At 67.2% G+C, this 22,431-nt stretch carries 17 protein-coding genes; 9 read left to right on the top strand and 8 right to left on the bottom strand.

Features of this window, described 5'->3' with window-relative positions; translation table 11 throughout:
* The first annotated feature begins 222 nt into the window (after positions 1–222).
* Together J3A66_RS06725 and J3A66_RS06720 are read left to right on the top strand one after the other, a co-directional pair.
* Positions 223–1,053: a ferredoxin--NADP reductase gene (locus J3A66_RS06725; RefSeq protein WP_166746817.1), complete on the top strand. Its 831-nt coding sequence runs from the start codon at positions 223–225 to the stop codon at positions 1,051–1,053.
* A gap of 62 nt (positions 1,054–1,115) precedes the next feature.
* Complete coding sequence (locus J3A66_RS06720) at positions 1,116–2,699, top strand: amidase (protein WP_209567874.1); 1,584 nt, start codon at positions 1,116–1,118, stop codon at positions 2,697–2,699.
* On the opposite strand, the gene J3A66_RS06715 is transcribed toward J3A66_RS06720, so the two are convergent.
* The 4 genes from J3A66_RS06715 to J3A66_RS06700 form a co-directional block, all read right to left on the bottom strand.
* Positions 2,651–4,177, bottom strand: coding sequence for a hypothetical protein (locus tag J3A66_RS06715; RefSeq protein WP_209567872.1), 1,527 nt, complete (start codon positions 4,175–4,177; stop codon positions 2,651–2,653). The genes J3A66_RS06720 and J3A66_RS06715 overlap by 49 nt on opposite strands.
* Positions 4,177–5,424: a PDZ domain-containing protein gene (locus tag J3A66_RS06710; RefSeq protein WP_245336721.1), complete on the bottom strand. Its 1,248-nt coding sequence runs from the start codon at positions 5,422–5,424 to the stop codon at positions 4,177–4,179. Before J3A66_RS06710 ends, J3A66_RS06715 begins: the two co-directional genes overlap by 1 nt.
* A 268-nt stretch (positions 5,425–5,692) precedes the next feature.
* The gene (locus tag J3A66_RS06705) at positions 5,693–6,190 is read right to left on the bottom strand and encodes a hypothetical protein (protein ID WP_209567870.1); all 498 of its coding nucleotides are present in this window, start codon (positions 6,188–6,190) and stop codon (positions 5,693–5,695) included.
* A gap of 905 nt (positions 6,191–7,095) precedes the next feature.
* Complete coding sequence (locus J3A66_RS06700; RefSeq protein ID WP_166746812.1) at positions 7,096–8,622, bottom strand: CpaF family protein; 1,527 nt, start codon at positions 8,620–8,622, stop codon at positions 7,096–7,098.
* A 131-nt stretch (positions 8,623–8,753) separates the two neighbouring features.
* Between J3A66_RS06700 and J3A66_RS06695 the strand changes: the two genes are divergently transcribed.
* Complete coding sequence (locus tag J3A66_RS06695; RefSeq protein WP_209567868.1) at positions 8,754–10,271, top strand: trypsin-like peptidase domain-containing protein; 1,518 nt, start codon at positions 8,754–8,756, stop codon at positions 10,269–10,271.
* Positions 10,272–10,351: 80 nt separating this feature from the next.
* Positions 10,352–11,938: a hypothetical protein gene (locus J3A66_RS06690; RefSeq protein ID WP_245336720.1), complete on the top strand. Its 1,587-nt coding sequence runs from the start codon at positions 10,352–10,354 to the stop codon at positions 11,936–11,938.
* A gap of 40 nt (positions 11,939–11,978) precedes the next feature.
* Here J3A66_RS06690 and ada read toward each other — a convergent pair whose 3' ends face one another.
* Together ada and J3A66_RS06680 are read right to left on the bottom strand one after the other, a co-directional pair.
* Complete coding sequence (gene ada, locus J3A66_RS06685; RefSeq protein ID WP_209567866.1) at positions 11,979–13,064, bottom strand: bifunctional DNA-binding transcriptional regulator/O6-methylguanine-DNA methyltransferase Ada; 1,086 nt, start codon at positions 13,062–13,064, stop codon at positions 11,979–11,981.
* Positions 13,065–13,142: 78 nt separating this feature from the next.
* Complete coding sequence (locus J3A66_RS06680; protein ID WP_209567864.1) at positions 13,143–13,820, bottom strand: dienelactone hydrolase family protein; 678 nt, start codon at positions 13,818–13,820, stop codon at positions 13,143–13,145.
* Between the two features lie 327 nt (positions 13,821–14,147).
* On the opposite strand from J3A66_RS06680, the gene J3A66_RS06675 reads away from it, so the two are divergent.
* The 5 genes from J3A66_RS06675 to J3A66_RS06655 all read left to right on the top strand — a co-directional run bounded on the left by J3A66_RS06675 (position 14,148) and on the right by J3A66_RS06655 (position 19,092).
* Complete coding sequence (locus J3A66_RS06675; protein WP_031394433.1) at positions 14,148–14,717, top strand: F0F1 ATP synthase subunit delta; 570 nt, start codon at positions 14,148–14,150, stop codon at positions 14,715–14,717.
* Positions 14,718–14,719: 2 nt separating this feature from the next.
* A complete protein-coding gene (atpA, locus tag J3A66_RS06670; RefSeq protein WP_031394432.1) occupies positions 14,720–16,249 on the top strand; it encodes a F0F1 ATP synthase subunit alpha in 1,530 nt (509 codons plus the stop codon).
* 70 nt (positions 16,250–16,319) lie between these two features.
* Positions 16,320–17,213, top strand: a complete 894-nt coding sequence (locus J3A66_RS06665; protein ID WP_056405313.1) for a F0F1 ATP synthase subunit gamma — start codon at positions 16,320–16,322, stop codon at positions 17,211–17,213.
* 17 nt (positions 17,214–17,230) lie between these two features.
* On the top strand, positions 17,231–18,703 hold the full coding sequence (gene atpD / locus J3A66_RS06660; RefSeq protein WP_037530472.1) for a F0F1 ATP synthase subunit beta: 1,473 nt from the start codon (positions 17,231–17,233) through the stop codon (positions 18,701–18,703).
* Between the two features lie 134 nt (positions 18,704–18,837).
* On the top strand, positions 18,838–19,092 hold the full coding sequence (locus J3A66_RS06655) for an ATP synthase F1 subunit epsilon (RefSeq protein WP_037530474.1): 255 nt from the start codon (positions 18,838–18,840) through the stop codon (positions 19,090–19,092).
* Between the two features lie 6 nt (positions 19,093–19,098).
* On the opposite strand, the gene J3A66_RS06650 is transcribed toward J3A66_RS06655, so the two are convergent.
* The gene (locus J3A66_RS06650; protein WP_209567861.1) at positions 19,099–20,187 is read right to left on the bottom strand and encodes an acyltransferase; all 1,089 of its coding nucleotides are present in this window, start codon (positions 20,185–20,187) and stop codon (positions 19,099–19,101) included.
* A gap of 46 nt (positions 20,188–20,233) precedes the next feature.
* Positions 20,234–22,405 carry a primosomal protein N' gene (locus tag J3A66_RS06645; protein ID WP_209567859.1) on the bottom strand — a complete coding sequence of 724 codons (2,172 nt, stop codon included), beginning with the start codon at positions 22,403–22,405 and terminating at the stop codon, positions 20,234–20,236.
* Between the last annotated feature and the right edge of the window lie 26 nt (positions 22,406–22,431).

Genomic DNA, 22,431 nt, shown 5'->3' with positions numbered 1-22,431 from the left:
CCGCGCAGGCGGGGATCCATAACCTACGCTGTCAGCAATTTAAGGGAGAGCGTTGCCAGTCTGGATTCCCGCCTGCGCGGGAATGACGAGCGTTTTGTTGCGGCGTGCTTTGTGCCCCCCCAAGCTTTGCTGTTGTTGACCCATACCCCGCGCGCCAATAATGCGACCGTTTCGCAAGCCATCGATCCGCCAACGCCCCCCCGCGCAGGCCAAGGAAAACGCATGACCGCCCCTATCGTCGCCGAAACGCGCGCGCCCGCGCTGATCCCCGAAACGCCCGCGTTTCTCAACGCCAAGGTCCTCTGGGTCCGCCACTGGAACGAGCATCTGTTCAGTTTCGCGATCGAGCGCCCGTCGACCTTCCGCTTCCGCTCGGGCGAATTTGTGATGATCGGCCTTCCGCAAGAGGGCGGCAAGCCGATCATGCGCGCCTATTCGATCGCGAGCCCGCATTATTCGGAAGAGCTCGAATTCCTGTCGATCAAGGTCGAGGACGGTCCGCTGACGTCGAAGCTCCAGCTGATCCAGCCGGGTGACGAGGTGTATCTGGGCAAGAAGCCAACCGGCACTTTGGTGCTCGACGCGCTGCTCCCGGGCAAGCGGCTGTTCATGTTCTCGACCGGCACCGGCCTTGCCCCCTTCCTCAGCCTGATGCGCGATCCCGATGTCTATTCGGCGTATGAGCAGGTCATCGTCGTGCACAGCGTGCGCCGCGTCAGCGACCTTGCCTATCACGACGAGATGGTCGCCTTGCTCGCCGAGGATCCGCTGATCGCTGAGGAGGCGGCCACGCAGTTCCATTACATCCCGACCGTGACGCGCGAGCCGTTCCGCACCACGCGGCGGATCGGTGCGCTGATCGAGGACGCGTCGCTGTTCGGCCATCCGGTGCGCGGCGACCAGAAGCTGAACCCCGAGACCGACCGCGCGATGCTGTGCGGATCGACCGAGATGATCAAGGAGTTCGCGGTGATGCTCGAGGCGCAGGGCTTCGAGGAGGGCGCGAATTCCAAGCCCGGTACGTTCGTGATCGAGCGCGCCTTCGTCGGCTGACCCGCCAGGGCGCTTGGCGCGCCGTCCGATCCCCGATAGCGTCAGGCAAAGGGGGACTGAAAATGCGCCAGATTATCACCGGAATCCTGCTCGCCACCGCCGCCATGCCAGTGGCGGCGGTGGCCAGGACCGTCGCGGTCGAGGAACGCTCGATCGATCAGCTTCAGGCAAGCATGACGGCGGGGACGGCGAGCAGTGTCGATCTGGTCCGGGCGTATCTCGCGCGGATCGCGGCGATGGACCGCAAGGGGCCGACGCTGCGCAGTGTAATCGCGCTCAATCCCGACGCGCTGGCCCAGGCCAAGGCGCTCGACGCCGAGCGTCGGGCGGGGCGGGTGCGCGGACCGCTGCACGGCGTTCCGGTGCTGATCAAGGACAATGTCGAGACCGCCGACGCGATGCCGACCACCGCTGGCAGCCTGGCGCTCAAGGACAATATGACGCGCCGCGACGCGCCGGTGGTCGCGCAGCTGCGCGCGGCAGGCGCGGTGATCCTCGGCAAGACCAACCTCAGCGAATGGGCGAACATCCGCTCGACCCGGTCGATGAGTGGGTGGAGCGCGGTCGGCGGGCTGGTCCGCAATCCCTATGCGCTCGATCGGACCGCGTGCGGATCGTCGAGCGGGTCGGGCGCGGCGATCGCGGCGAGTTTTGCAGCAGCCGCGATCGGCACCGAAACCGATGGCTCGGTCGTGTGCCCGTCGTCGATCAACGGGCTGGTCGGGCTGAAGCCGACGATCGGGCTGGTCAGCCGCACGCATGTCGTGCCGATCAGCCATAGCCAGGACACGCCAGGGCCAATGGCGCGCAGCGTGCGCGACGTGGCGACGATGTTCTCGGCGATGATCGCGGCGGATCCGGAGGATGCCGCGACCGCAGGGGCGGGCGCGTACAAGCGCGACTATGCCGCCGCCCTGTCGACGAGCGCGCTGTCGGGGTTGCGGATCGGGGTCGTCCGGCCCGGAATGACCGCGGACGTTGCGGCGCGCTACGAGGTGGCGCTGGGCGTGCTCAAGGCCGCGGGCGCGGTGCTGGTCGAGGTCAAGCAGCCGAAGCTCGACGGGATCGGCGAGGCGGAGCTGCTGGTACTCCAGACCGAGCTGAAGGCCGATCTCGACACTTATCTGGCGACCACCCCGGCGGCGGTGCGGACCCGGACGCTCGACCAGGTGATCGCGTTTAACCGCGCTAATGAAGCGACGGAGATGCCGTTCTTCGCGCAGGAGACGTTCGAGGCGGCGGCCAAGACCAAGGGGCTCGACGACCCGGCCTATAAGGCGGCACGTGCGAAATCGCTGCGGCTCGCAGGCGCGGAGGGGATCGACGCGATGCTGAAGACCGCACGGGCGACGGTGCTGGTCGAGCCGACCTATGGTCCCGCCTGGCTCAGCGAACCAGTCTATGGCGACCAATATGGCGGGCCGAGCGCGAGCGAACTGCCTGCGGTTGCCGGCTATCCCAACCTGACCGTGCCGATGGGGCTGGTCCGCGGGCTGCCGGTCGGGCTGTCGTTCATCGCGACACGCTACGGCGACGGCACCGTGCTGAACGCGGGCTATGCCTATGAACAGCGGGCCAATGCGCGAACCGCGCCGCGTTACCTGCCGTCGGCGGCGGTGGGCACCGGACTCGACGGGGCCCGCTGATCGGGGGCGACGAACACGCGGTCGTTGCGCAGATAGACGGCGCTGCGATCCTTCAGACGGCGCGTGGTGAAGACGAGGCGATAGTTGCTCGCGAGCGCCGCCTTCAGCGCGCGCAGGCTGCCGACGTTCCAGATCGACAGGCGGCGCGTCGAGGTGACGATCACCGGCGGACGGTTGGCGAGGATGCGGCGAACCTCGGCCGCCTCGTCGATCCCGGTCGCGCCCTGTTCGGTCGACAGGCTGAGCAGGTTGGGAAAGGCGTAGGGCGTCGGCACGCAGGTCCGCGCGAGCAGATAGGTGACGGTGTCGCCGCGGAACACATAGGGGCATTCGTCGCCGCTGTTCGCCTGGACGATACGAGCGAGTGCATAGGCGCCGGCGGCGTCGTCGCGCCGGACGATGCGTTCGACCGCGAGGATCGTGAAGGGGACGATCAGCGCGATCGCGAGCAGCTTGGCATGGCGTGACAGCGCGGGCGCGGCGGCGATCGCCAGCGGGGCGACCAGCGGCAGGCCGTAATGATCGAAGAAGGTACCAATCGCGAGGAAGCCGAGCGACGCCGCGATCAGCCAGCCAAAGGCGAGCCGCGCGACCGCACGGTCGATCCCGAGATGCGCGCGGCGATGCCAGGTGATCGCGGCGGCGGCGATCAGCGGCAGCAGCTGGACGAGGATGCCGAGCAGCCGCATCACCACCTGCTCGAGCGGATAGCCGGGGCGCAGGAAGATCGAGGTGACGTTGGCGAACCAGAAGGTCGCGAACAGGTCGTGCGCGGTGTACCAGCCGAGCGCGGCGAGCGACGGCGCGAGCCCGACGGCGATCCAAAGCAGCGCCGCGCCCAGCGTCGCTGAGACCGGCGCGCCGGTGCGGCGGTGGAACCAGAGATGCGCCAGCCCGAAGAACGCGCCTTCGAAGGCGGGCGTGTATTTCATCTGGATCGCGATCCCTGCGAGCAGGCAGGCCAGCGCGCCGCCACGCACGATCGCGCGGCGGTCGTTCGCCGCCGCGAGTGCGGGCAGGCGGAAGGTCAGCAGCGCGGCGATGGCGATCGGCAGATTGTAGAAGACCGGCGCCTGCCCGCCGCCGCCGCTGAGCAGCGACAACCCGGCCAGATAGGTCGCTCCTGCCGCCAGCGCACCACGCCGCGTCGCGCCGATCCGCATCGCGCCGTGATGAACGAGGACCGCAGTCAGCCAGGCGCAGCCGGTCGCGACCAGCTGATAGGCGAGAATCCCGTCGCCGGGGAGCAGCCGGATCGCCGCGAACAGCAGGAACAGCCCGATCGGCTTGCGATCCCAGATGTCGACAAAGGGGATCGCGCCGTGCAGCATCCGGTCGCCGACCAGCAGATAATATTGCTCGTCGACGGCAATCACCGGATTGCCGAAATCCCAGGCGCGGATCGCCAGCGCGATAAGAAGCAGGATCAGCGCGGGCGTCCAGCGGGATCCGGACGGTGCAGTCGTGGCCGATGTCATCAGTAGAAAGTCCTGAGCGTCAGTGTGCGCGTCGTACCGTCGCACAGCCCGAGCCGGACGACGCTGCCGGGTGAGCGGATGGTCCAGTTCGCCAGCGGGCTGGTTGGATAGTCGCGGGGGATGGGCTGGCCGTCGATCGAACAGATCAGGTCGCCGACCTGCCACCCGGTCGCCTCGGCCGGGCCGCCGCGCATCACGTGCAGGACCTTCAGCCGGTTGCTTTCGACCCCCATGAGCAGACCGCTGGTCGATCGGATCGGGCGGGGATCGGCGACGTCGCCGCGGCGCAGGACCATCCGCGCCGCGCTCGGGTCGAGCAGCACGCGATAATGCTGGAGAAACCCCGAGCCGAGCCGCCCGGCGGCGCCGATCGACTGCGAAAAGCCCGCCTCGGGTTCGATCCGCACCTCGGTGTCGCGCGCGACGAGCGTGCCGACGCGGATCTCAGGAACGATCGCGAGGCCACTGATGACCGAGCCGCCGAGCCCATAGGCGATAGCGGTGGTGGTCGGCAGCCCCGGCGGCGCGGCACGGCGCCAGCCCGCGGCGGTCACGGTGATCGCCGATCCATCGCCGGTATCGACGACGATCGGCGCCAGCGCGTGCGTGCCGATCCGGATCGCGCTTTCATAGACGCGTCGATCGGACGAGATTGTCAGCGGCGCGGTCTCGCCCGCAAAGGGCAGCCGCCCGGTCGGGATCAGCCGGAAGCGGCGCGCGGCATAATCGATGTCGAGCGCGTGCGCGGCGAGCAGGTCGCGCCCGACCAGCAGGTCGACCGCGGTCGCGCTGCCGGTCGCGAGCGCGGGGAGGGCGGCAACACTGACGCCGCCGCCGCTGCGCGTCAGGCCGCCGAGCACGATCGACCGCGTCGGCATCCAGCGCAGCGCGACCGACCCGCCGATCGCGCTCGCCCGCCCGCCGGGCTTCAGCGCGCGCCGGACCACCGCGGGGGAGGTGTCCGCGAGCAACGTATAACTGACGCCGGTGTCGAGGATCGCGGTGATGGTGCGCCCGTCGATCTGCATCGCGAACCGGATCTGGTTGCCCGGCGTCAGGTCGAAGGACACCCAGCGCGTCTCGGTATCGGCGGCGAGCCGGGCGACGCCCTGGTCGCGGTCGGCGGGCGAGGTGCTTGGGGTAGAGCTCGCCTGGATGGGCGCGGCCGCGGCCTGCGATGCCGGCTGCCGCGTCGCGATGCTTAGGGCCGCCAACAGCGGGACGATGGCGAGGGTAAGCATACGCATGTGCAACCGTCCCTAGCGCGTTGGCGGGGCCTTACAAGCTAGGCACGCGGACGGTGGGGCAGATGGATTTGAAGGGAAGGAAAGCGGACTCACGGCTTTCGCGGCTGCGTTGTGGGAGACCCACCGCCGAACGAGCCCGCCAATGCATCAACTTTTTGCATCGGTGAGCGCCTACGTTTTCTGCCATTCCTTGGCTGATGCGAAATCTTTGATCATTTACGTGGGGGGGTAGGCTTAGGATCGTTAGCGGCACCCGTATATCGACGGCTTAGGGCCAGACTAGTCTTATCCAAGCTACTTTTTGACCAAGCTTGCCTTCACCGATCAGCGTTAGAAAATAGGCTTGAGAATGAAGGTCGGACAGTTTTGAAATAGCTCCTAACCGGACGGGCAATGTTGCAAGGATAAGGAACCGTTTGCCGTCGAAGGCGACGACCCGCGACCGCTCTGCCAAGCCTTTGGCGTTCCATACCCCAATCCAAGTGTAGCTGTCCCTATGAACGTTGTCATCGGCTGCGACGAAACTGTATTCAACGATATCGGGGGTCACGGCAGGCCGCGCCGGGACAAAACCATCCACATAACCGCTCCTTCCGATGCCAGCGTTGGAAATGCCTGCAATACCGCTCTTCCCTTGGATGCTGGTCCATGAAAACCAGCATCCCGATGTTCGCGAGTGCACTGGGCCAGGAGAGAGGTCAAAGTCGGTGAAGCGTGGGTCATCCGAGCGCAGCATCACCGCCGAGCTATAGCGAAGCTGATCCACGCGTGCCTCACCGGGATGTGGCCAGCCGGGATGTGCCCGATAGCTGCCCCCCAGCATCTCGACTGTTAGGGGAGCGGCGTTGATCGCAACAGGTTCCCCAAGGTGACCCGAGCACACCGGCTTTGGCATGATCGCGGCGGTGGAATCGGAGGTTTGTGCGGTCGCAGAGGCCGCGATCAGCCCGGCAACGATTATCAGTATAGGGCAAACAAGCATGGCAGTAACCTAACACGTGCAGGCTCGTGCGCTAGAGGGTGTCACTCGCATGCTCACCATTGCTGTTTGAATGCAGAACTTTTCATTGTTTTTAGCATCAGGAATGTCCGGACGGAGAGAAGCTTGGACATGAAACCTACGACACTAACTGCGAATTACGCCTTTGATTTCAACGTGTGGCTTGCTTCCCATTGAGGGCGAAGGAGCCGCATCACATATGCGCTTCCCGTCTATAACGACTGTCACCGCGCCCTGCATTTTGAGCTCAACCGAAACGTTGTGAAGGGCCTCAAACGCAACCTGCCAGCCGTCACGATCGGCTCCCGGTTGAAAGCATAATACAAAGGCAGATAAATTCGGTCCGTCCCAAGACGCTGTAGCATTGGCAATCACCCCCGGATCATCGAGCTCGCCTTTCCGGCGTATTCGAGCCAAAAACGGACCGGATATAGGGTCGTATTCAGCCGGGGGCGCAGGCGGCACCGATCTTTGGTCAAAATTTGGAAGTCGGGCGTCCGAGGGCACGCTTGATAGGAACAACCAAGCCGTGGCGATCGCGGCAACGCATCTTTTGGTTCGTACCATACCAGAGATGATAGATTTGATCCGAATGTCCGCAAATAGGCGTGAGCAGAATGGGAAGTTTTAGCACGGTCTCGACCACCTGCCGTTAGTGCAGTCGACGGGGGTCAGAGGCACGCCTCCAGATAGGCCTGGTCGAATCCGAACTGCTTGGCCTTGTCGAGCGTGTAGGGGCGCAGGCCCATCGAGCGGTATTCGCCGAGGATCTTGCCGTCCGCGCTCTCGTCGAGATATTCGAACTTGAACAGCTCCTGCGTGACGATCACGGGGCCCTCCATGCCGATCACTTCGGTGATGTTGGTGACGCGGCGCGAGCCGTCGCGCAGGCGCTTTACCTGGATGATCAGCTCGACCGAATCGGCGATCTGACGCGAGATCGCCTCCTTGGGTACCTTGATGTCTGACATCATCACCATGTTCTCCATGCGCGCGAGCGCCTCGCGCGGGGAGTTGGCGTGGAGCGTGCACATCGAGCCGTCGTGACCGGTGTTCATCGCCGCGAGCATGTCGAAACACTCGGAGCCACGAATTTCGCCCAGGATGATTCGGTCGGGGCGCATACGCAGCGCGTTCTTGACGAGATCGCGGATGCTGATCTCGCCCTGGCCCTCCAGATTGGCGGGGCGGGTTTCGAGCGGCAGCCAGTGCGGCTGCTGCAGGCGAAGCTCGGCGGCGTCCTCGATCGTGAGCACGCGCTCGCCCGGGTCGATCATTTTCGACAGCGCATTGAGCATCGTCGTCTTGCCCGAGCCGGTACCGCCCGAGATGACGACGTTGAAGCGCGATGCACCGGCGATCTTGAGCGCGGTCGCCATCTTGGGGCTCATGCTGCCGAACCCGGCCATCATGTCGAGCGTGATCGGCTTGGCCGAGAATTTACGAATTGAGATCGCGGTGCCGCGCAAGCTCAGCGGCGGCACGATCACGTTGACGCGGCTGCCGTCCTTGAGACGGGCGTCGGCGAGCGGCGTGGTCTGGTCGACGCGGCGGCCGACCGAGTTCACGATCCGCTGCGCGATCTGGAACAGATGCTCCTCGTCGCGGAACTGGATGGGGGCGAGTTCGAGCTTGCCCTTGCGCTCGACATAGGTCTGTTCGGGGCCGTTCACCATGATGTCGGTGATGTTCGGATCCGCGAGCAGTTCCTCCAAGGGCCCGAGCCCGAGCAGCTCGTCGACCAGTACCTTCTCGAGCGCGAACTGTTCGCGGCGGTTGAGCGTCAGCTTCAGCTCGGCGAGCACCTCGCCGATGATCGGGCGGAATTCCTCTGCCAGCTCGTCCTTGCCGAGCGTCGCCGCAGCCTCGGGATCGACGCGTTCGAGCAGGCGGGGGAGTACCTGTTCCTTAATCTTGTGGATCGACTGTTCGAAGCCCTCGACCTTGCTCGCGCCCGCATCGCCCGACGCGGCCTGACGATCGGCGAGTCGCTGCATCGCGTCGACCTGGCCGATCGGCACGCCGCCCTCGGTCTCGCCGGGCATCGGCAGGAGGGTGTCGAGCGCAGGGAATTGCGCGCCGCCCTCGGGATCGGGTCGCGGGGCGGGGCCACCGCCCTGCATCGGTCGCGCGACTCCGAACGCGGGCCGCGCTGCCGTTCCGCCACTCATCCCACTGCGTCGTCCGAACGCGCTCATGCACCAGTCCCTCGATCGTTAATGCCGGGGTTACCGGCGAAGCCTTGCCAATTCGCTAACCAATCGGTCGGCGACCGCGCGGCGTCCGGAAACGGGTTCTGCCGCGGCGCGCGGGCGGATAAGGGGGGCGCATGCTGATCCGCCTGCTATCCCTGCTCGTCCTTCCGCTCGCCGCGCTCATCGGCATCGCCGCCCCCGCCAGCGCCGACGACATCAGCGCGACCGGGCGAGGGGTCGTGCGTGTCGTGACGATCGCGGTGGTCGACGATCAGGTCGTCGGCTTCGGTCATGGCAGCGGCTTCGCAGTCGCACCCAACCGGATCGTCACCAACGCGCATGTCGTCGAGCTGGCGGAACGCTATCCCGACAATGTCGTGGTCGGCGTCGTGCCGACCGAGGGCGACAAATCCTATCAGGGCAAGGTGATCGCCTATGACGTGCAGCGCGATCTGGCGCTGATCGAGTTCACCGGCGCGCGCCTGCCGCAGACCGCGCTGTATACGGGACCGATCGATGAGGGCGGGGCGGTGGTGTCGCTGGGCTTTCCCGGCAATGTCGACCTTGCCACCGCGCGCTCGGCCGCGGACTATATCCGCCCGACCAGCCCGGTGCGGTCGGAGGGCGTGTTCTCGGGCCGGCGCAGTCTGAGCGATGTCGAGGTGCTGTTGCACACCGCCAATATCGCACGCGGGAATTCGGGTGGCCCGCTGCTCGACCGGTGCGGGCGGGTGATCGGCGTCAATTCCGCGATCACCCGCGGCGAGGAGGGCGATTCGACGTTCGGTTTCGCGATTGCGGATACCGAACTCGCCGCGTTCCTGCGCGAGGCGAAGCAGCCCTATAGCGCGGTCGGAACGCCGTGCACCTCGATCGAGGAGCGGTTGCGGCAGGACAGCGACGCAGACGTGCGCGCGGCGGCCGATGCGGCGGCCGCGCGGCGTGATGTGGCGACGCAGGCGGCGCTGTCGCGTGAACGCGCGCTGGAACAGGCGCGGATCGAGGCGGAGCGCCGGCGCGAGAACGTCATGGCGATCGCGGGGCTGCTGCTGGTCGCAGGCGCGCTCGGGATCGGTGCGGCGGGGCTGCTCGAATCGCGCGGCCGGCGGCGTGCGGCGATCTGGACGGTCGCGGGCGGTGGCGTCGCGGTGGTCGCGGCGGTCGTCGTGTTCGTGGCCAGGCCGTCGGGCGCGGTCGACCTTCCCGCGGCGTCGGTCGCGCGATCGGGGCCGGTGGTCGAGGACAAGGCGCTCGGCCGGCTCATGTGCCGGCTGATCCCCGAGCGGAGCCGGATCACGATCTCGTCGAGCGAAGACGTGCCGCTCGGCTGGGGTGCGGGCGGCTGCGTCAACGGCAAGACCCAATATGTCGCGGGCAATGGCCGGTGGGAGCGCGTGCTGGTGCCCGAGGCCGAACAGACGGTGTCGCTGCTGTCGTTCGACCCGGCGACGCGGACCTATGCCAATACGCGCTATCTGATGTCGGCGGCGGGGATGACCGCGGCGCGGGCGGCGCGTGGTGAGACGCCGGGGCAGTGCACGACCGATCCGGCGGCGATCACGCGGCTGGTCGGCCAGCAGTCTGCAGTCCGGGCCACGTTGCCGCCGCTGCCCAATGAGAAGCTCGTCTATTCCTGCACGTCGGCAGACTGATCGAGACCTCGTTTACCCCCTCGGCACGCGTCGATCCGCATGGCAGGATGGCGGTGTTGAGGGGGATGGCGATGCGGGTAATGCACAGAGTTAGGCATGGGGTGGCGTGGAGCGTCACCATCATGGCGGGACTGGTCGGTGCCTGGACGCCGGCAGCGGCGAAATGGGCGCGCGCGACCTCCGATCATTTCGAGATCTATGCCGACATGCCGCCCGCCGCGCTCACGACGATGGCGACCCGGCTCGAGCAGTTCGACGGGGCGATCCGGCATCTCCACCGCACGCCGGAGGGCACCGGCGCGAAGGGCGCGAACCGCGTCACCGTCTATGTCGCGAACGACGTCGCGGCGATCCGCCGATTGTCGGGCGATCGCGGCATCGCTGGATTCTACCTGCCGCGCGCAAGCGGGTCGGTCGCCTTCACCCCGCGGATCGACGAGGGCGGGGACGGCAGCCGTTCGACGCGCGGCGGCGGGATCCCGCAGATCGTCCTGTTTCACGAATATGCGCATCACTTCCTGCTGGGCAATTACGCCGCCGCCTATCCGGCGTGGTTTTCCGAGGGCTATGCCGAGTTCGTCTCGACCGCCGCGTTCGAGAAGGAGTATGTCCAGCTCGGCGGCGCGGCGCAGCACCGGGCGTACAGCCTGCTCGCGGCCAAGCCGGTGCCCGCGGCGACCCTGTTCGCGACCGGGCAGAAGCTGACCGACGAGCAGCGCGGGGTGATGTACGGGCGCGGCTGGTTGCTGACGCACTATCTGATGTTCGACGCGACGCGCGGCCGGCAGCTCCAGCAGTATCTGACCGCGCTGAACGCGGGAACGCCGAGCGTAACCGCGGCCACCGCGGCATTCGGCGACTTGCGCGCGCTCGACAAGGCGCTCGATGCGTATCTGCGCCAGTCGCGCATCCCGGGGCTGCGGATCGCATATGATAAGCTGCCCGTCGCGCCTGTGGCCGTGACGCCGTTGTCGCCGGGCGCCGCGGCGATGGTCGAGCTGCGGATGCAGTCGGAGCGCGGCGTCAACCGTGCCACCGCCGCACCGATCTTCGCGCGCGCCGCCCGGATCGCGGCGGCCTATCCCGACGATGCGCTGGCGCAGGGCTGGCTGGCCGAGATGGCGTATGATGCGGGGCAGGACGATGCGGCACTGGCTGCTGCCGACCGCGCGCTCGCCGCCGATCCGACGTCGCGGCAGGCGATGCTGTACAAGGCGCAGGTGCTGATGCGGCGCGCCGCTGCGGCGACACCGCGCGATGCCGCAGCATGGGGTGCGGCGCGGCGCTGGATCGTCACAGCCAATCGCCAGGCGCCCGACGATGCCGAGGCGCTGTCGCTCTATTATGACAGCTTCGCCGCGGCGGGCGAGACTCCCAGCGCGGCCGCGATCCTGGGGATCGGTCGCGCGCTCGAGCTGGTGCCGCAGGACCCGGCGCTGCGCTTCAAGGTCGCGGCGCAGGCGATCCTCGATGGTCAGACCGATGCCGCCCGACGCGCGCTGCGCCCGCTCGCCTATGACCCGCACCAGTCGGCAGACAACCCGGCGGCGCGGCTGATCGCGATCCTCGATACCGGCGTGACGGGGCCCGCGGCGATGCTCGCGCTTGCGAAAGCACGGGGGGAGACGGTGGCGGCGACGCCGTCTGGGCCGACACCGGCGAATTAGCGGGGTAGGCGGTGCGATTGGCCCTGCACCCCGACCATCGTCACGTTCTCGACGTTTGGGGATCGCCTGAATGTGCTGGCGACAGGATGGATTGGCGCGGCGCCTCTTTCGCCAGCAGCGCACGTTTGCGATCGAGGCCATAGGCATAGCCGCCAAGTGTCCCGTCGGTGCGAAGCGCGCGGTGGCAGGGGATGAGGATGGCGATCGGATTGGCGCCACAGGCACTGCCCACCGCACGGACCGCGGCCGGGGTGCCGGCGGCAGCGGCGAGTTGCGTATAGGTGCGCGTCTCGCCCGGGGGGATGCGGGCAAGTGCCTGCCAGACCGCCTCCTGGAACGCGGTGCCGCGGATGTCGAGCGGCAGATCGTGCTGGCGGTCGGGTGATTCGACGCTGGCGACAACGCGCGCGGCGAGCTCGGCGAGTGCCGTATCGCCGGGCGTGACGATCGCCCGGGGGAAGCGTTCGACGAGGGCGGCCGCGTCCTCGTCGAACGCCACGCGGCACAGCCCCGTATCGGTCGCGGCGATCAGTAGCGGCCCGAGGCTGGTCGCGACGACCGTCCAGCGGATCCGGACCCCGTCGCCGCCGCGCGCCCAGACGCTTGGCGGCATCCCCATGCGCGACGCGGCGCCGGCGTAGAAGCGACTCGGCGCGGCATAGCCCGCATCGTAGATCGCGGCGGCGACGTGCGCCTCCCGGGTCAGCGCGTCGGCGGCGCGTGCGCTGCGCAGGCCGCGGGCATAGGCGGCCGGCGTGACCCCGGTCGCGCGCTTGAACAGCCGGTGGAAATGATGCGGCGCATAGCCCGCCTGCGCCGCGAGCTGGTCGAGCGAAAGGCGGTGGTCCGTAGCCTCGAGCAGGGCGACGGCGGCGGCGACCGCTATCCGGTCGCGGCCCACGGAGTCCGGGGTGCAGCGAAGGCAGGCCCGGAACCCGGCCGCCCGGGCGCTGGCCGGGTCATCAAGGAAGACGACATTCTCGCGTCTGGGATGACGGGCCGGACAGCTTGGCTTGCAATAGATGCCGGTGGTCCTCACCGCGACGATGAACCGACCGTCCCACGCCCGGTCCCGGGTGGCAAAGGCGGTCCAGGCGGTGTCCGGATCTGGGGCGGTGTGCGTCATGGGCAGGGTGTAGCGCGTCGACTGGGGCGCTGCATCCCGCGGCTTGCGGTCAAACCGGGGAGCAGACGCCCGCGCTTCTCAGCCGCCGTTCGCGTGGAACAGCGCAAGCGTGCGTGCCTTTGCAAGATCGGCGCTCGGCTCGTGATAATCCTTGCGGCGATCCGAGTTGAAGCCGTGGCCCGCCTCGTAGACATGGACCGTCGCGTTCGGCCAGTCCCTGGCGATCACCTGCTCGACGCCCGCCATCGGGATGCCGTGATCGTGGCGACCGAAATGGAGGATGACGGGAACCTTGGGCTCTTCGTCCGCCGCCGCCGGGATCATGCTGCCATAATAGCCGCTCGCGGCGGCCACGCCGGTGAGGCGGGTCGCGGCGAACCACGCGACCGATCCCCCATAGCAATAGCCGACGACGAACACGGGCCCGGCGGGGGCGAGCGAGTCGATGCAGGTCTGGACGTCGGTCAGCGACAGTTCGAAGGGATGGAGCTGCCGCGCAAGCTCGATCCCGCGGGCGAGGCCATCGCCCGAATAGTCCGCCTCGAAGCCCGGATGCTCGCGGTCGAACAAGGCGGGGGCCAGCACTTCATAGCCATCGGCGGCATATTCGTCGCACAGATCGCGGATATGGTCGGTGACGCCGAAGATCTCCTGCACGAGGACGAGGCCGCCGCGACGGTCTCCCGTCGGCTGCGCATGATAGACCGCGATCGTCGCGCCGTCGGACATGGTCATCGTTTCCATCGTGCCGGTCATTCCGATTCCTTGTCATGTGATCCTGTTCCGACCATTATCGTCATTCCCGCGGAGGCGGGAACCCATAGCGGCAGGCCCTGCGATGAATGCGCTGGGTCCGGAGGATATGGATCCCTGCCTGCGCGGGTATGACGATGAGGGAGAGGTGGGGCCCTCCAACCATCTACCGATGACAAAACAGTCACAAACCAGTCGTCTCCTCCGCCCGCCCGGCTTGCCAATGGTGGAACCCGATGCTACCCGCGCCGCGTCCCGGTAGAGGTGCTTTCGCGCCCTCTTCCCTTGTGGGACGGCGACATTCGGTTTCAGACGAGGATTGACAGGTCCGTGGAGACACTTCCCGGTAACGGCGGCGGCGCTATCCAGGCGAGCTTAGGTGGGCGTTATGCGCTCGCCCTGTTCGAACTGGCGCGTGACGCCAAGACGATCGACGCGGTCGAGCAGAGCCTGTCGACCGTGCGCGACGCGCTTGCGCAGTCCGACACGCTCCGCGACCTCACGACGAGCCCGATGGTATCGCGCGGCGCGGCGGTGAAGGCGATCTCCGCCGTCGCCGACGAGCTTGGCGTCGATGCGACCACGAAGAACTTCCTGGGCGTACTGGCCGAGAACCACCGGCTCGGCGCGTTGGCCAAGATCATCAAGGCCTATCGCACGCTTGCTGCGCAGCATCGCGGCGAGATCGCAGCCGAAGTGACCTCTGCGCATCCGCTGTCCGAAGAGCAGGTGATCGAGCTGAAGCATCAGCTCCGCCAGCGGGTCGGCCGTGAAGTTTCCGTCGACCTCAACGTCGACCCATCGCTGCTGGGCGGACTCGTCGTCCGCGTCGGCAGCCAGATGATCGATTCGTCGATCCGCACCCGTTTGAACACGCTCGCGCAGGCGATGAAAGGCTGACCATGGATATCCGCGCCGCAGAAATCTCGAAGATCATCAAGGATCAGATCGCCAATTTTGGCACCGAGGCCCAGGTCAGCGAGACCGGCCAGGTGCTGAGCGTCGGCGACGGCATCGCGCGCATCTTCGGCCTCGACAACGTCCAGGCCGGCGAGATGGTCGAATTCTCGAACGGCGTGCAGGGCATGGCGCTCAACCTCGAGGCCGACAATGTCGGCGTCGTGATCTTCGGGTCTGACTCGGAGATCAAGGAAGGCGACATCGTCAAGCGCACCGGCACGATCGTCGACGTGCCGATCGGCAAGGAGCTGCTCGGCCGCGTGGTCGATGGTCTCGGCAACCCGATCGACGGCAAGGGCCCGATCCACACGACCGAGCGCAGCCGCGTCGAGGTCAAGGCACCGGGCATCATTCCGCGCCAGTCGGTCAGCGAGCCGGTCCAGACCGGTCTCAAGGCGATCGACGCACTCGTTCCCGTCGGCCGGGGCCAGCGCGAGCTGATCATCGGCGATCGCCAGACCGGCAAGTCGGCCGTCGCGATCGACGCGTTCATCAACCAGAAGACCGCGAACGCGGGCGACGACGAGTCGAAGAAGCTGTATTGCGTCTATGTCGCGATCGGCCAGAAGCGCTCGACGGTCGCGCAGCTCGTCAAGACGCTCGAAGAGAATGGCGCGATGGAATATTCCATCGTCGTCGCAGCCACCGCGTCGGACCCCGCACCGCTCCAGTATCTCGCGCCCTATACCGGCGTCGCGATGGGCGAGTATTTCCGCGATCGTGGCATGCACGCACTCATCTGCTACGACGATCTGTCGAAGCAGGCGGTCGCCTACCGCCAGATGTCGCTGCTTCTGCGTCGTCCGCCGGGCCGTGAAGCCTATCCCGGCGACGTGTTCTATCTCCACAGCCGTCTGCTCGAGCGTGCGGCCAAGATGTCGGACGCGAATGGCGGCGGCTCGCTGACCGCGCTGCCGATCATCGAGACCCAGGCGGGCGACGTTTCGGCGTACATCCCGACCAACGTGATCTCGATCACCGACGGCCAGATCTTCCTCGAAACCGACCTGTTCTTCTCGGGCGTGCGCCCGGCGATCAACGTCGGTCTCTCGGTCAGCCGCGTCGGCTCGGCCGCACAGACCAAGGCGATGAAGAAGGTGTCGGGCTCGATCAAGCTCGAGCTCGCACAGTACCGCGAGATGGCGGCGTTCGCGCAGTTCGGGTCGGATCTCGATGCGTCGACGCAGAAGCTGCTCAACCGCGGTGCGCGTCTGACCGAGCTGCTCAAGCAGGCGCAGTTCTCGCCGCTGCCGTTCGAAGAGCAGACCGTGTCGATCTTCGCCGGCACCAGCGGTTTCCTCGACAAGGTGCCCGTCGCCGACGTGACCCGTTACGAACAGGCACTGCTGGCCGACATGCGCGCGAACCACGCCGATGTGCTGAAGCTGATCCGCGATACCCGCGATCTGGGTAACGAGGCGAAGGACAAGCTGAAGGCAGCGCTCGAGGCGTTCGCCAAGACGTTTGCATAAGTAGAACATGCCCCCGCTGACGCGGGGGCAGGCTGGGCCTCCGCCGTCGCGGGGGAACAAAGGGACGTAGATGGCGAGCCTCAAGGCACTCAAGATCCGTATCGGCTCGGTGAAGTCGACGCAGAAGATCACCAAGGCGATGAAGATGGTCGCCGCTGCGAAACTGCGCCGTGCGCAGGACGCGGCGGTTGCCGGCCGGCCCTATGCCGAGCGGCTCGAAGCGGTGATGGCGAGCCTTGCCGGGCGCGTCGGTATCGCGCCGGGCGCATCGCCGCTGCTGGCCGGGACCGGCAAGGACCAGGTCCATCTGATCGTCATCGCGACGTCGGAGCGTGGTCTGGCCGGTGCGTTCAACACCAACATCGTCCGCGCGGCACGCCGCAAGGCCGAGGAGCTGATCGCGGCCGGCAAGACCGTGAAATTCTATGTCGCCGGCAAGAAGGGGCGCGTGATCAAGCGTTTCTTCCCGAACGACATTCTCGCCGATCACGAGATGGGCGGGATCAAGAAGCTCGCGTTCAGCGACGCGCAGGCGATCTCCGAAGACCTGATCAAGCGCTTCGGCGAGGGTCAGTTCGACGTCGCGCATCTGTTCTACGCCAAGTTCGTCTCGGCGCTGGTGCAGGTGCCGACCGGCATCCAGATCGTCCCCGTGCCGCTTTCGACCATCCCCGGTGCCGAGGCCAAGCCGAACGCACCTGCGGAAGCTGTGGTCGAGTATGAGCCCGACGAGGAAGCGATCCTCGCCGATCTGCTGCCGCGCAACGTCGCGATCCAGATCTTCCGCGCGCTGCTCGAAAACGCGGCGTCGGAGCAGGGCAGCCGCATGAACGCGATGGACAACGCCACGCGCAACGCGGGCGACATGATCACACGCCTCTCGATCCAGTATAACCGTACACGCCAAGCCGCGATCACGACCGAGCTGGTCGAAATCATCTCGGGCGCCGAAGCGCTCAAGTAAGCCCAAGGAAGCAGATAATGGCAACCGCCCCAGAGACCATCGCCCCAGTGGCGGCAACGAACAACACGGGTCGCATCTCGCAGGTGATCGGCGCGGTCGTCGACGTGCATTTTCCCGACAACCTGCCCGCGATTCTGTCGGCGCTCGAAACCGATAACAACGGCAACCGGCTCGTCCTCGAAGTCGCGCAGCATCTCGGCGAGAACACCGTCCGCACGATCGCGATGGACGCGACCGAGGGTCTGACCCGCGGCCAGACCGTCACCGACACCGGCTCGCAGATCCGCGTGCCCGTCGGCCCGAAGACGCTCGGACGCATCCTCAACGTCATCGGCGAGCCGATCGACGAGCGTGGCCCCGTCGGCGCAGAGCAGACCGCCCCGATCCACGCATCGGCGCCTTTGTTCGTCGACCAGTCGACCGAGAGCGCGATCCTGGTCACCGGCATCAAGGTCATCGATCTGCTCGCACCCTATGCAAAGGGCGGCAAGATCGGCCTGTTCGGCGGCGCCGGCGTCGGCAAGACCGTGCTGATCCAGGAACTGATCAACAACATCGCCAAGGGCCATGGCGGCACCTCGGTGTTCGCTGGCGTCGGCGAGCGTACCCGCGAGGGTAACGATCTGTACCACGAGTTCCTCGACGCAGGCGTCATCGCCAAGGATGCCGACGGCAATCCGCAGTCGGAAGGCTCGAAGGTCGCGCTGGTATTCGGCCAGATGAACGAGCCGCCGGGCGCACGCGCACGCGTCGCTCTCTCGGGTCTGACGATCGCCGAATATTTCCGCGACGTCGAAGGCCAGGACGTGCTGTTCTTCGTCGACAACATCTTCCGCTTCACGCAGGCGGGCGCAGAGGTTTCGGCACTGCTCGGCCGCATTCCGTCGGCCGTGGGCTATCAGCCGACGCTGTCGACCGACATGGGCGCGCTGCAGGAGCGCATCACCTCGACCAACAAGGGGTCGATCACCTCGGTGCAGGCCGTGTACGTTCCCGCGGACGATCTTACCGATCCGGCACCAGCGACGTCGTTCGCGCATCTCGATGCGACGACCAACCTCAACCGTGCGATCTCGGAGCTGGGCATCTACCCGGCAGTCGATCCGCTCGATTCGACTTCGCGTCTGCTCGAGCCGCGCGTTGTCGGCCAGGAGCATTACGACACCGCGCGTGCGGTCCAGTCGACGCTGCAGAAGTACAAGTCGCTGCAGGACATCATCGCGATTCTCGGCATGGACGAGCTGAGCGAAGAGGATAAGCTCACCGTGCAGCGTGCGCGCAAGATCCAGAAGTTCCTGAGCCAGCCGTTCCACGTCGCCGAGGTCTTCACCGGCATCAGCGGCAAGTTCGTTCAGCTCGAGGACACCGTCCGCTCGTTCAAGGCGGTCGTCGAGGGCGAATATGATCACCTGCCCGAGAGCGCCTTCTACATGGTCGGCGGCATCGACGAAGCGGTCGCCAAGGCCGAGAAGATGGCTGCGGAGGCGTAAGCCAACCTGACTCCCCCTCCCGCTTGCGGGAGGGGGCTGGGGGGTGGGCACCCGCTCTCCACGTCGCGCGAGGCCGATAGCGCGAGCCCACCCCCGGCCCCTCCCGCATGCGGGAGGGGAGTGAGAAGATAGACATGCTGCATTTCGAACTCGTCACGCCAGAAAAGCTCGTCCGGTCGGAGGAGGTCTATATGGTCGTCGTCCCCGGCACCGAAGGCGACTTCGGCGTGCTGGAAGGCCATGCGCCGTTCATGTCGACCGTCCGTGACGGGAGCGTACAGGTGCATCGGACGCAGAACGGCACGCCCGAGACGATCGCGATCCGCGGTGGTTTCGCCGAGGTCAACGCCAAGGGCCTGACCATCCTCGCCGAGCAGGCGGGCGAGTAAACCGCCTCAGGCGAGCGCCGCGTCGGTAGCGACCGGCGCCGCCGCTGGGGCCTTGCGCTGCCGGGCAAGGATCCGCAGCAGCGGCCGTTCGATCCAGCGGTGGACGATGAGCCCCGCGACCGTCGACAGCATCACGAAGAGCGCGACGAAGACACTCGCCGGACAGTTCGGCAACACCCCGCCGATGCGCCACAGCAGCGCGATCAGGCAGGGGTGGACGAGGTAGGTCGAATAGGAGGCGTCGCCGATCCGCGCGACGATCCGGTCGAACCGGCCGCCACCCGGCGTGTCGATCACCCCGAGCAGGACGAGCGCCCAGGGCAGCCCCCAGGTCCAGCTGCGTGCGAGACCGGAGGTGCCGGCGACCGCCGCCTGGACATCGCCCGAGACCGCAGGACCTAGCCCGAAGGCGATGCCGATGGCGAGCAGCGCGATCCCCGAGACCATGGCGATGGCCGCGACCGGTGTGGCGATCCCGCGTCGCCAGGCGATCCAGACGAGCAGGCCAAAGGCGAATTCCAGCTGCATCGGATTGAAGAGGAGCCGCGCCGGCGCCCAGCCGGGCTGGACGATGCAGCCGAGCAGCGCAACGGTGAGCGTCGCGACCAGCAGCCACCGGGTCCTGTGGTGGCGGGCGGTCATCGCGAGTGCGACGAGCGCGTAGAAGGCAAATTCGAAGCCCAGCGTCCAGCCGACATAGAGCGAAGGCTGATGATAACTAGCGCCATCAAGCAGCGGGAGGACGGTGATCGACATCAGCATCGCCTCGACCGGCTGCGGCTCGGTCGCGACGAGGATATAGGCGATGCTGGCGAGCGCGAAGAGCGGGACGATGCGGCGCCAGCGCTGGACGAGAAAACCCCAGGGATCGCGTGGTGCGGTCGCGAGCGACTGCGCCATGACGAAGCCGCTGATAACGAAGAAGAGATCGACGCCGCTGATGCCGACCACGGCGAGATTGGGCACCGACGGGATGAACGCGCCGGTGATCCGGACCGGACCCGCATTGACCAGGTTCGCTGCATGCGCGGCAACGACCATCGTCGCGGCGAGCGCGCGCAACCATTGGATCGGGGTGACACGCTGCGCCGACATTGAGCCTGGATAGCGTGCTAGCGGTTAAGCGTCGGTTGCTGTCGTATCAGAGAAAATTATAGGGATCGACGTCGACGGTGACGCGCACCTTGGACGGCCAGTCGAGCGTGCCGAGCCATGCACGGATGACGTCCTGCACGTCGAGCGCGCGCTTCGCATGGACGAGCAGGCGGTAGCGGTGCCGGCCGCGCAGCATCGCGAGCGGCGCGGGCGCGGGGCCGTAGACATGCATCCCCTCGACCTGCGGCGCGCTTCGCCCGACGAGATTGGCGGTGTCGTGCGCGCACCGCTGATCCTCGGACGAGACGACGATCGCGGCATAACGACCGAAGGGCGGGGCGCCCGCATCCTTGCGCGCCTCGGTCTCGGCCGCATAAAAGGCGTCGGCGTCGCCGGTGATCAGCGCCTGCATCACCTGCGCGGCGGGGCTGTGCGTCTGGATGAAGACATGGCCGGGCTTTTCGCCACGACCGGCACGCCCCGACACCTGGCGGATCTGCTGGAAGGTGCGCTCAGCCGCGCGCAGGTCGCCGCCGTCGAGCCCCAGATCCGCATCGACCACGCCGACCAGCGTCAGATTGGGGAAGTGATAGCCCTTGGTCACCAGCTGCGTGCCGACGACGATGTCGATATCGCCCGCCTCCATCCGGTCGACGAATTCGGCTGCCTTGGCGGGGGACCAGATCGTGTCGGAGGTGACGACGGCGGTCTTCGCCTCGGGAAACAGCGCGGCGACCTCGTCCGCGATCCGCTCGACGCCGGGACCGCAGGCGACGAGCGTATCCTCGCCCTGGCATTCGGGACAGACGCGCGGGGTCGGCTCGGCATGGCCGCAATGATGGCAGGCGAGCCGCCGCGTCAGCCGGTGCTCGACCATCCATGCGGTGCAGTTCGGGCACTGGAACCGGTGCCCGCAGGTGCGGCACAGCGTCAGCGGCGCATAGCCGCGGCGGTTGAGGAACAGCAGCGCCTGTTCGCGCTTCTCCAGCGTCGCCTGCATCGCCTGGACCAGTCGCGGGGCGAGCCAGCGACCGCGCTCGGGCGGCTCCTTGATCAGGTCGATCGGTTCGATCGTCGGCATCTCCGCCACGCCGAACCGGCCGGGCAGCTTCAGTTCGGCATAACGGCCGGTCGCGACCTGCTGGCGGGTCTCAATCGCGGGCGTGGCGGAGGCGAGGATGACCGGGCATCCCTCGAACTTGCCGCGCATCACCGCGACGTCGCGCGCATGATAATGCACGCCTTCCTCCTGCTTGAAGCTGGTCTCGTGCGCCTCGTCGACGACGATCAGGCCGAGATCGCGATAGGGCAGGAACAGCGCGGAGCGTGCACCGACCGTCACCAGCGCCTCGCCGCTCGCGATCGCACGCCAGGCGCGGCGTCGCTGCGTGGACCGCAGCCCCGAATGCCACGCGATCGGCTCGCAGCCGAACCGGTCGTGGAAACGCTTGAGGAAGGGCTCGGTCAATGCGATCTCGGGCAGCAGCACCAGCGTCTGGCGGCCGTCGCGGATCGCCTGCGCGACCGCCTCGAAATAGACCTCGGTCTTGCCTGAACCGGTCACGCCGTCGAGCAATGTCGGCGTGAAGATGTGGTCGGCGACGCCTTTGACGAGCGAGTCCGCCGCTGCGCGCTGATCGGGCGACAGCAAGGGGACGTGATGCAGCGGGTCGGGGACAGGGTAGGGGCTGTCGATATCCACCTCGACCGCCTCGATCCCGCCGACCTTGACGAGACCGCGAATAACCGCGTCGCTCACCTCGGCGAGCTGCGCCAGTTCGCGGATCAGGCCCTGGCGATCGCCGATCCGTTCGAGCGCCTGTTCGCGTTGCGGCGTCAGGCGCGGGGGGATCGTGCCGGTCGCGCGATATTCGGTCGCTGTGCGCGCGCCCTCGAGCGCGGAAGTCGAGGCGAGCGACATCCGCAGCACCGAGGCGGGGGGGGCCAGATAATAATCGGCGGTCCATTCGATCAGCCGGCGCAGCGGCGCGCCGAGCGGCGGCACGTCCGCGACCGCGAGCAGATTGCGCAGGCGGTTGTCGCCGACCTCCGCATCCGACGGCATCCGCTCCGCCTCCCACACCACGCCGAGCAGCTGGCGCGGGCCGAGCGGCGCGACGACGATCGAGCCGGGCGCGACGTCCATACCCGCGGGCACGCGATAGTCGAGCGGCCCGAGGGCGGCGTTGAGGATCAGGACACGGGCGCGCGACGACATGGCCGACGCATATGGGGGCAGATCGA

The sequence above is a fragment of the Sphingomonas sp. PvP018 genome, assembly GCF_017876865.1.
Classification (GTDB): domain Bacteria; phylum Pseudomonadota; class Alphaproteobacteria; order Sphingomonadales; family Sphingomonadaceae; genus Sphingomonas; species Sphingomonas aerolata.
The sequence above is the reverse complement of the archived record's forward strand: the minus strand, read 5'-3'. Positions and strand labels throughout refer to the sequence as shown.